The 9,757-nt window shown below is 44.5% G+C and carries 11 protein-coding genes; 2 read left to right on the plus strand and 9 right to left on the minus strand.

Annotated elements, in window-relative coordinates:
* Positions 1–189: 189 nt before the first annotated feature.
* The gene (gene pta / locus ABES03_RS06410; protein WP_430116172.1) at positions 190–1,161 is read right to left on the minus strand and encodes a phosphate acetyltransferase; all 972 of its coding nucleotides are present in this window, start codon (positions 1,159–1,161) and stop codon (positions 190–192) included.
* Positions 1,162–1,423: 262 nt separating this feature from the next.
* Here pta and hemQ point away from each other — a divergent pair, with 262 nt between their 5' ends.
* Together hemQ and gerQ are read left to right on the plus strand one after the other, a co-directional pair.
* Positions 1,424–2,167 carry a hydrogen peroxide-dependent heme synthase gene (gene hemQ, locus ABES03_RS06415; RefSeq protein ID WP_430116174.1) on the plus strand — a complete coding sequence of 248 codons (744 nt, stop codon included), beginning with the start codon at positions 1,424–1,426 and terminating at the stop codon, positions 2,165–2,167.
* A 233-nt stretch (positions 2,168–2,400) separates the two neighbouring features.
* Positions 2,401–2,880 (plus strand): spore coat protein GerQ, encoded by a 480-nt coding sequence (gene gerQ / locus ABES03_RS06420; RefSeq protein ID WP_430116176.1) that lies wholly within the window; start codon positions 2,401–2,403, stop codon positions 2,878–2,880.
* Positions 2,881–3,152: 272 nt separating this feature from the next.
* Here the strand turns inward: gerQ and ABES03_RS06425 are convergent, their stop codons facing one another.
* The 8 genes from ABES03_RS06425 to mobA form a co-directional block, all read right to left on the minus strand.
* On the minus strand, positions 3,153–3,524 hold the full coding sequence (locus ABES03_RS06425) for a DUF423 domain-containing protein (protein WP_430116178.1): 372 nt from the start codon (positions 3,522–3,524) through the stop codon (positions 3,153–3,155).
* Positions 3,525–3,542: 18 nt separating this feature from the next.
* Complete coding sequence (locus ABES03_RS06430; RefSeq protein WP_430116179.1) at positions 3,543–3,860, minus strand: YwdI family protein; 318 nt, start codon at positions 3,858–3,860, stop codon at positions 3,543–3,545.
* A gap of 316 nt (positions 3,861–4,176) precedes the next feature.
* Positions 4,177–5,196: a thiazole biosynthesis adenylyltransferase ThiF gene (locus ABES03_RS06435; RefSeq protein WP_430116180.1), complete on the minus strand. Its 1,020-nt coding sequence runs from the start codon at positions 5,194–5,196 to the stop codon at positions 4,177–4,179.
* A gap of 6 nt (positions 5,197–5,202) precedes the next feature.
* Positions 5,203–5,439 carry a molybdopterin converting factor subunit 1 gene (moaD, locus tag ABES03_RS06440; protein WP_430116182.1) on the minus strand — a complete coding sequence of 79 codons (237 nt, stop codon included), beginning with the start codon at positions 5,437–5,439 and terminating at the stop codon, positions 5,203–5,205.
* Positions 5,432–5,899 (minus strand): molybdenum cofactor biosynthesis protein MoaE, encoded by a 468-nt coding sequence (locus ABES03_RS06445; RefSeq protein ID WP_430116183.1) that lies wholly within the window; start codon positions 5,897–5,899, stop codon positions 5,432–5,434. The genes moaD and ABES03_RS06445 overlap by 8 nt, the downstream gene beginning before the upstream one ends.
* Positions 5,900–7,834, minus strand: coding sequence for a molybdopterin biosynthesis protein (locus ABES03_RS06450; protein WP_430116186.1), 1,935 nt, complete (start codon positions 7,832–7,834; stop codon positions 5,900–5,902).
* 12 nt (positions 7,835–7,846) lie between these two features.
* Positions 7,847–9,079: a molybdopterin molybdotransferase MoeA gene (locus ABES03_RS06455; RefSeq protein ID WP_430116188.1), complete on the minus strand. Its 1,233-nt coding sequence runs from the start codon at positions 9,077–9,079 to the stop codon at positions 7,847–7,849.
* 27 nt (positions 9,080–9,106) lie between these two features.
* Positions 9,107–9,703: a molybdenum cofactor guanylyltransferase gene (gene mobA / locus ABES03_RS06460; RefSeq protein WP_430116189.1), complete on the minus strand. Its 597-nt coding sequence runs from the start codon at positions 9,701–9,703 to the stop codon at positions 9,107–9,109.
* Positions 9,704–9,757: the final 54 nt, after the last annotated feature.

Consider the following 9,757-nt stretch of genomic DNA (forward strand, 5'->3'; position numbering starts at 1 on the left):
CTTCGCTTTCCGTGGGTGTTTCGGCGAGCCTCCTCGGCGCTAACGCCTGCGGGGTCTCCCCTGAACCATACTCCCACAGGAGTCTTCGCTCCTTCCGCTCCAATCAACAGGGAATGAAAATTATTAATCTTCTTTAACAAAGCCTTTCGATAAAAAGAGCCAGCCCACCTTGGACTAGCTCATCTTTTCTTATAATCCTTGTGCAGCTGTAATCAATGCCAGCTTGTACACGTCTTCTTCGTTACAACCACGAGAAAGATCGTTTACCGGTGCATTTAATCCTTGTAAAATTGGACCAACTGCCTCGAAACCGCCTAAGCGCTGCGCAATTTTGTAACCGATGTTTCCTGCTTCAAGGCTTGGGAAAATAAACACGTTTGCATCCCCTTGTAGAACGGAACCAGGAGCCTTACTTTTTGCTACAGATGGAACAAAAGCCGCATCAAATTGGAACTCGCCGTCCAATACTAGTGAAGCATCACGACGCTTCGCTTCCTCCACTGCCGCAATCACTTTTTCTGTTTCAGGAGACTTCGCTGAACCCTTTGTTGAAAAACTCAACATGGCAACACGTGGCTCCATATCGAACATTTCAGCCGTTTTCGCACTTTCAATCGCGATTTCTGCTAAATCATTGCTGTCTGGTGCAATATTGATGGCACAATCCGCAAAAACGTACTTCTCTTCCTCACGAACCATGATGAACACACCAGAAGTTTTCTTAACGCCTTCTTTTGTTTTAATAATTTGCAAGGCAGGACGCACTGTATCTGCAGTCGAATGTGCCGCACCACTGACAAGTCCGTGTGCTTTGTTCGTATATACGAGCATTGTGCCGAAATAGTTTTCATCTAGTAAAATCTTACGTGCATCCTCTTCTGTCGCTTTCCCTTTGCGGCGTTCAACAAATGCAGCAACTAGTTCATCCATTCCCGCATAGGTTGCTGGATCATAAATTTCAGCCGCATCTAAAGAAACGCCAAGCTCGTTTGCTTTGGCCTGAACTTGTTCAATGTTACCTACTAGAATCGGTGTGATTAATTTTTCCTCTGCTAAACGGGCTGTCGCTCTAACAATTCGCTCGTCTAAGCCTTCTGGAAAAACAATACGCAAATCACGGCCGGAAACTTTTTGTTTTAACCCTTCAAATAAATCACTCACAATGAAATCCTCCCTTTTAAAAAAACTACCCCTATTAGCATACTTTACCAAAGTAAAATTTCAAGCAAAGTACGTCACAGATAGCGGTTTCATCGAAATGTTTTTGTTTTCAAAAAATTACACTCTCACTTTTTACTATTTACCCTTTTTAATAAAAATATCCACTTCTCTTCAATTAAGGTTTTATTGGGGCTTCACTTGGTCAAACTATGTTATAGTTAAGAGTGTTAATAAGAAGAATCATTATTTAGGAGTGATTTTAATGAGTGAAGCAGCACAAACGCTTGACGGTTGGTATTGCCTGCATGATTTCCGTACAGTTGATTGGACAACGTGGAAGATGCTTTCAAGTGATGAGCGCCAAGCCGCTATCCATGAGTTTCTAAGTCTAGTTGAAAAATGGAATCAAACACAGGAACGTAAAGAAGGCAGTCATGCTTTATATACAATTGTTGGTCAAAAGGCTGATTTTATGATGATGATTTTACGTCCAACAATGGAAGAATTAAATGCGATTGAAACGGAATTCAACAAAACAAAATTAGCTGAATTCACGATTCCTGCTCATTCTTATGTTTCAGTTGTGGAGTTAAGTAACTACCTGCCAGCAGGAGAAGATCCATACCAAAACCCACAAATTTTGGCGCGCCTTTACCCAACGCTTCCAAGAACTAAGCATGTTTGCTTCTATCCAATGGATAAGCGCCGTCAAGGCAATGACAACTGGTATATGCTTCCGATGGAAGAACGCCGCAATATGATGCGCAGCCACGGAATGATCGGTCGTACATATGCAGGGAAAGTTAAGCAAATCATCACGGGTTCTGTTGGCTTCGATGATTACGAATGGGGCGTTACATTGTTCGCAGAAGATGTTCTACAGTTCAAGAAGCTTGTATATGAAATGCGTTTTGATGAGGTAAGTGCTCGCTTCGGCGAATTCGGAGCCTTCTTCGTTGGGAACCTTCTCGAAGAAGAACGCGTATCCACATTCCTTCACGTATAATACAGAAAGTTCTCAGGCTTTGGCTTGAGAGCTTTTTTGTTTTCCCGCCAAAAGCCAGTCATATTTCTCCCAACCCCTTCATACTATTTAAACAGCGAGTCTCAAATAAAGCTCCGTATGTCTCATCAAGGTGAGGTGAGAAAAAAGTAGCATCCCAACTGTAACATTTGGGCTTCTTTGGAGTATGAATAGACTGTTGGGCGATTCGTTCAATCATTTTAGGAGGGGAAAAGATGAACCAATATAACAATCCACAAGGATTTCAGCCTTATACTGGAGTAGCTGGACAAAACCGTGCACAACCTATGGGTGGAGGGCAGGGCTTCCCACAATTCCCACCACCATCAACAGGACAGATGCAGCAGCAAATGGGGCAAATGCCGCAAATGCCACAAATGCCACCAGCGGGTGGAACTGCCCCAGGTATGCTTCCAATCGAGCAATCCTACATTGAAAATATTCTACGTTTGAACAAAGGAAAACTTGTAAGTGTATTTGCAACCTTCGAGGGTAACAATCAGTGGAACGCGAAAGAATTTAAAGGAATTATTGAGGCGGCAGGAAGGGACCATGTTATTTTAAGTGATCCGCAAGCTGGCACTCGTTTCCTTATTCCAATGGTAGCGGTCGATTACATTACGTTTGCTGAGGAAATCGAATATGAATATCCATATGGTGCAGCACCAAGCTTAGGTACTTACCCTCCGAGATAATAAGAAAAGCGGAAGCGCCTTGATCAGCCCCGACAGGCAAATGTTCTTCTGCAAAAAAAGTCGCTCTTTGACTTTTATTGCAGAAGGTTATTTGACCCGAGCTGTAACAATCATCGCTTTATCAAGCCATGATTGTTACAAGATAATCAAAGTAGATTATTCAGGGTGAAAACTGGCTAGGCGCTGGAGCTGGACAATTCTCGAAGTCGAATTATATACTTTCTGGTCATGCTAAAAAGGCATTGGGCTTAAACCCAATGCCTTTTTATAGCTTAAAAATGTTTAACCGCTCCAATTATCATCAGGACCCATGCCGCTAAGAAGCATACTCCGCCAATTGGTGTGATGGCCCCCAATACGCCTACCTTGGTTAAGCTTAATGCATACAAGCTTCCGCTAAATAGGATAATTCCGGCTAACATTAACCATCCGGACCAAGTAAATTGCGAACTTGCTGCTACTTTTCCCAGAAGTAGACCAATAATTAATATGCCTGTTGCGTGAAACATTTGGTAGGTTACGCCTGTTTTCCAAATCTCTAGATAATGAGCATCTAGCTTGTCCTTTAATCCATGTGCTCCAAAGGCACCAAGTGCTACTGCTAAAAAGGCATTAATCGCCCCAATTACGATAAAAGCTTTCATCTTCTATTTCCTCCCATTTTAAAAATCAAATAAAGAATCTCCGTTTGCTTCGTTGTCCATTTCTAGTTTCTTTCCCTGTTGGACGGGTGCCGGCTGTTGAAAAACTGGCTGTGCGACCACTGGCTGATAGACCGGTTGTGTGTGTACTGGTTTCGCGGCAGCAGGTGCATTCAACGGTCGTTCACTCTGCGCTGCTGGCTGATCGTCCAGAATCAATTCGCATAATATTTTAATAGAGTACACCTTTTCCCGCAAGCTTTCTTGCATGTGTGCTGTTTTCGCTTGTTTTAATTCTTCTTCTATTTTAGTTAAGAGCTTTTGGATGGATATGTTCATTTGTGACACCTCTATTTTCAGTCTCGTTTCTATTCTACCTGATAATCAACCATTTTACGAAAAATAGACCCATCCACCGTTCGACATGTTCCACGTGAAACAAGTCGAATATCGTACTTTTAATAAAGTCTGTTGATTACCGTTCCAGGCGCTTCGCTTTCCGTGGGCGTTTCGGCGAGCCTCCTCGGCGCTTGCGCCTGGGGTCTCCCCTGAACCGTACTCCCACAGGAGTCTTCGCGCCTTCCACTCCAATCAACAGGATGCCATTATTTCACGAAAATGCAAATGCCCGTACCATCACTGGTACGGGTTCGTTTTATCCTAATATTCGTTGATAAATAGATTTTGCATGTGTTAAATCCTTGGTTCCATGGACCAAAGCGCGGCCATCTTGAAAAATAACCATCCGTTCGTCGCCCATTTCCACAGACAGCAGATAAGGATTGCCTTTCACTACATAACCTAGTGAGCTAAGCTGCCCTGCAAGCCGTTCCAAGGAAATTTCACTAGCAGCCGCAGGCCGGATTTGCACAGTATCGCGGCCGCACAGCACCGTTGTTTTCGTCATATTCTCATAATCGAGATACGGATACGTTCGCTCCTCGCCGCATGATAAGCAGCCAGCGAACTTCGCCTTTGACATTTTTAAGCTCGTATATTCATTTCTCCATAAATCGAAGCTGACAAACGATGTGCGGACAGCATCCCAATCTTCAACCAGAATCTTCAGCGCTTCTGCCGTTTGATGCGCAATAACCATTTGGACAGCAGGAGAAATAATACCACCCGTATCACAGGTCAGCCCTTGTAGCGGAATGGATCGTAAAAGGCAGTTAAGACACGGTGTTTTCCTTGGAATAATGGAAAAACTCATTCCATAGCTCCCGACACAAGCACCGTAAATCCACGGAATCGTGTATTTTTGTGACACATCATTCATGGCCATCCGCGTCTCAAAATTATCGGTTGCATCCATCATCAAATCCACGCCGGCTACCAACTCCTCCAGCAATTCAGGAGTCGCATCACCGATAATCGCCCGAATCTCTACATCGGAATTGATGGCACGCAGGCGCTTTTCTGCTGCCGCAGCCTTCGGTAGCTTTTCAGCAACATCTTCCTCCGTATAGAGTTGCTGCCTTTGCAGATTACTTGCTTCGACATAATCCCGGTCAATAATCGTCAGCTTGCCCACACCGGACCGGGCCAAAACCTCTGCACTTCCCGACCCCAGTGCCCCCGCACCGATAATCAGAACATGTTTTTTTCTAATCTTCTCTTGCCCTTCTTTGCCGATTCCAGGGAATAGAACCTGCCTAGAATATCTTTCATCCATATTCAATCACCCACCACTGACGGGAGGGATGAACGCAATAACATCACCTTCAGCAATGACCTCATCATTAGAAGCAAACTCTTCGTTAATCGCCGTCATCACGGTGTCCATTTTCGGCAGATTATAGTTGGCGGTTAACTCCGCTTTTAACTCAGCAACGGTTTTACCGCTGGCATCGATAGAAAGAAACTCCTCACCACCGACTGCATCACGTAAGTGGGCAAAAAATAGTACCTTATTCATTCAAGTCACTCTCCTCAGGCTTTCCGCTTGGATAAGACACTGTTTCAAGCTGATTGCCCATCCATTCTTCGCCGTCTTCCCAGTGCTCTTTCTTCCAGATTGGAACAATTTCCTTAATCCGTTCAATCGCATATCGGTTGGCTTCATACGCATCTGCACGGTGCGGGGTAGAAACGGCAATCACTACCGCTACATCTGTAATATCTAATCGGCCGACACGGTGAGTGATTGCGACGCACGAACCTTCCCAACGCTGTTCAATTTCCGCACCAATTTGCTCCAGCTTTTTCACAGCCATTGCTTCATACGCCTCATAAATGAGAAACAACGTTTTCTTTCCCTTCGTTAATTCACGGACGGTACCAATAAAGGTCGTAATCGCCCCCGCCTCGCGCTGAACGACTTTATCAATTACTGCTTGGATATCAATCGGTTCCTTTGAAATCTCGAACATTTTCATTTACTTCACCTCTTCAGACAAGCGCTTTGGCTCTGCATTTTCCACTACTTGATAGCCACCAATCTTTTCTACCTGTTCTTTAAATGCAGGAGACTGGATCAGCTCAATTAGCTGTCTACCGTTGTCACTTTCATAAAAGCTTCTTGTCATCACTAAATCATATTCTTCATCGGCAACAGGAATAAAATCTAGGTCCATGGCTTTCGCTGCAGGATAGATACCAAGTCCGGCACCATAACGGTCACTCTTGACCTCTGCCGCTACCGCAAGATGGGAGAACATTTCCCGCTCATAGCCAATAATGTCCTCTGAGGAGAGTCCCTCTTCCGCGAGTAGTAGATCAAACAGAATTCTTGTACCGGCCCCTTTTTGGCGATTGACGAAATTCGCCTTGCCTTTAGCTACATCTACCACGGTTTCTATTTCAAGTGGATTTCCTTTTGGTAGAATCCATCCTTGCTTCCTTTTTAAAAATGGATACAGAACGACGTCTTGACCTGCTAGTATTTTGTTTACATATGAAACATTATATTGCTTTGTACTTGGGTCAAGCAAATGAATACCCGCTACATGGGCCTCACCTTTTCGAATCGCCATGATTCCGGCCATACTGCCGACATGCGACGAGACAATTTTTCTATCGGTGTTCACTCGTTTTAACTGAGATGATAATAGATCAATCGTCAAATCGTGGCTGCCGCTAAACACAATGGAGTTTTTCACTTCTTCTAGCGGTCTTAAAAGCTCTACTTCAGCGAAATCTCCTTGCTCATAGCCAATGACATTTGACGGTACGATCAAGAGGCCATCTGCCCTGACATAAGACATCGTTACCCCTGCTGCTCTTGTCAGCGGATTGGCAACAAATTGGCCATTCACATAGCCGATATTCATTCGAATAAAATCCTCCGCACCCATAGACGAAACAATGCGGCGGCCAAGCTTTACCATTACCTTCTGTCTTTTTGGTTCAGGAATTCCTAAGTACTTACACACCAATGGACGGACAAACCACTCTAAGGCCAAATAGGCAGAAACAGGATACCCTGGAACACCGACGACGATTTTTTCATTTATTTTCCCTAAAATCACAGGTTTTCCAGGCCGCGCGGCGACCCCATGGGTAAAGACTGTACCGATTTCACCAATAATGTGCACCGTGAAATCCTTCCGCCCTGCAGAAGAACCGGCATTAATCACAATAATATCGGAGGTTTCCGACGCCTTCAAAAGGACTTCTTTAATTTTCTCAGGCTCGTCCTTCACAATCGAATGGAGCTTAGGCTCGCCTCCCCAATCTTTAATAAAATTAGCGAACACCGTGCCATTGAATTCAATAATATTCCCAGAAGCAAGTTCTGAATCTGCTTGTACCAGTTCATTCCCGGTTGGAATAATTGTCACCACTGGTTTTTTTACGATTGGAATAACGGTTTGCTGTGCAGCCAAGAGCACGCCTAAATCCGCTGGTCTCAATACATGGCCTTGCGGGAACAACATTTCCTCCTGAACGATATCTTCGCCAATCGGACGGATATGCTGCCAAGGTGTGGCTGGCTCAATAATCTCAATCGTTTCGTCATCGATTACATCCACATGTTCAATCATAATCACGGCATTAAAGGGGGATGGAATCGAATTGCCTGTATCTACATAGCAAAATTGACTGCCTTTTTTAAGCTGCAGTGGATTTTGCTCGTGTGCTTGATAGGTACTTTCCGCTACTACGGCAATGCCATCCATCGCTGAAGCGTGATAATGTGGCATCGAAACCTTTGCAAAAATCGGTTCAGCAGTTGCTCGTCCTAACGCTTCTATGGCTGAGATATATTCCGTTTCAGAGGGCAACTGGTGTGCTGCAAGAATTTCTTCTCTCGCTTCCGCTCGGGGTTTATCTTCTAAATATATTTTTCGTTTATAATATTTCTGGTCCATTTGCCTTTCCCCCTATCGTGATGCAATCACAGGAACGAATTCTCCCTGTGAAATTCCCTCTTTTTCTGAAATAATCTCAACAATGCCATCGCTCTTGACTAATGTGGTAATTAAGCCTGATTTTCCGATAATTGGCTCCGCCCACCATTCTCCCTCTTTTTCAAACAGACGGACACGGATATAATCAGAACGTCCTGGGGAGGATGGGATATTCTTTGTAATTCTTGCAAAAATCCGCTCTGGTTTCCGCTCTATTTTTTCACCCATCAGCTTTCGTAAAATTCTTTCACCGAATAAGCGGAAGATAATCATCGCAGACGCAGGGTGTCCCGGTAGCCCAATGACCGGTTTTCCATCTGCCATAGCGAGAATCGTTGGTTTTCCTGGCTTAATCGAAATCCCGTGGACAAATACGCCAGGGTCACCCAAGGATTGAATGACTTCTGTGGTATAGTCCTTTGCCCCAACCGAGCTTCCTCCAGAAAGGATCAGGCAGTCCACTTGATCGTAAAGCTCGCGGGCTTGTTGCTGGAAGGTATCGAAGTCATCTTTCACAATGCCACCGTACACAACCTCCACATTCCATTCGCGAGCTAGCCCTGCAATCGTCAAATAATTAATGTCGCGGATTTGACCTTCTTGGAGTGTTTCCGTTTGATAGGGAACAATTTCATCTCCGGACGATAGGTAGCCGACCTTCAATTGACGAAAGACGGTTACATGGGTAATCCCTAAGGAGGCCATCGCCCCTAATTCCTGAGGACGGAGCTTTGTCCCTGCAGTTAGAAGGTTTTCGCCTTCCTTTATATCTTCACCGGCTCTAATCACATTTTCGCCTGGTGCAATTTGCTTATACGTATTTAAGAGGCCATCGAGGTCCTCGCAATGTTCAATCATTATGACACTATCACTGCCAGCAGGCATCATCCCGCCAGTTGGCACATAGACCGCATTACCTGGGCCCACCTCAGATTGAGGGACTTCGCCCATTTTCACTTCCCCAGTTACAGTAAGGAATCCAGGCATTGATTCAGAGGAACCATACGTATCCTTCGCTTTTACAGCATATCCATCCACTGTTGAGCGGTCAAAGCTCGGGACATTTTCCTTGGCCACGACCGGCTCGGCAAGAATGTAATGGAGCGCTTCTTCCAGCACCCGCACCTCTTTGTGTGGCGTTACCGGTATATATTCTTCTATTAAGGCGAATGTCTCTTCCACTGTTTTTACTTTGAAAAATTGCATGGTTCCCCTTTTCCCCCTTGTGGTCATCTATTCTGCTTCGGCCCACTTTTTAGCATCTTCATACTCATTCGGATGATTCATATTAAAAAAGACCTTTTCAAGATCGAATTGGCTATACGATTGTAATTCTTTTTCAGTAATGTACAGCACCTGCAAGCGATCCAAAAGGTGCTTCATTCGAAGTGTTCCTTCTTCGATGCTCTCAGCCACTTTCTCTGCAATCTCCTTTTTAAAGACAGAAAAAAGTGGGTGCTGTTTCCCACTGATCACGGGTATGACAGCATCATAATGGCTGCAGAAGTGGACGAGCGTTTGCGCCAGTTCTCCTGAAACAAACGGCATATCACAGGCAACAATCAGATTCACATCATAATCCGAGTAATTCAAGCCTGCATGAACCCCTGCGAGTGGTCCCATACCAGGATAATGGTCTTTTACCATCTTCAGTCCTAAAAATTCATAAGATTCAGGATTGTTGGTTACTAGAATTATATCATCAAAGTGGGGCCTTAGCGTATCTGCAATTCTTTCAATGTTTGTTTTCTCGTTTATTTTTAGCAGGGCCTTGTTTGTACCCATTCTGCTAGATTTTCCACCTGATAAAATAATAGCCGCAGCCTTCACCTTTGCACCTTCTTAGTTTTTGTTTCTGTTTACATGTCTGTTGATTTCCGCTCC

The sequence above is a fragment of the Neobacillus rhizosphaerae genome (genome assembly GCF_050477885.1).
In the GTDB taxonomy this organism is placed as follows: domain Bacteria; phylum Bacillota; class Bacilli; order Bacillales; family Cytobacillaceae; genus Neobacillus; species Neobacillus rhizosphaerae_A.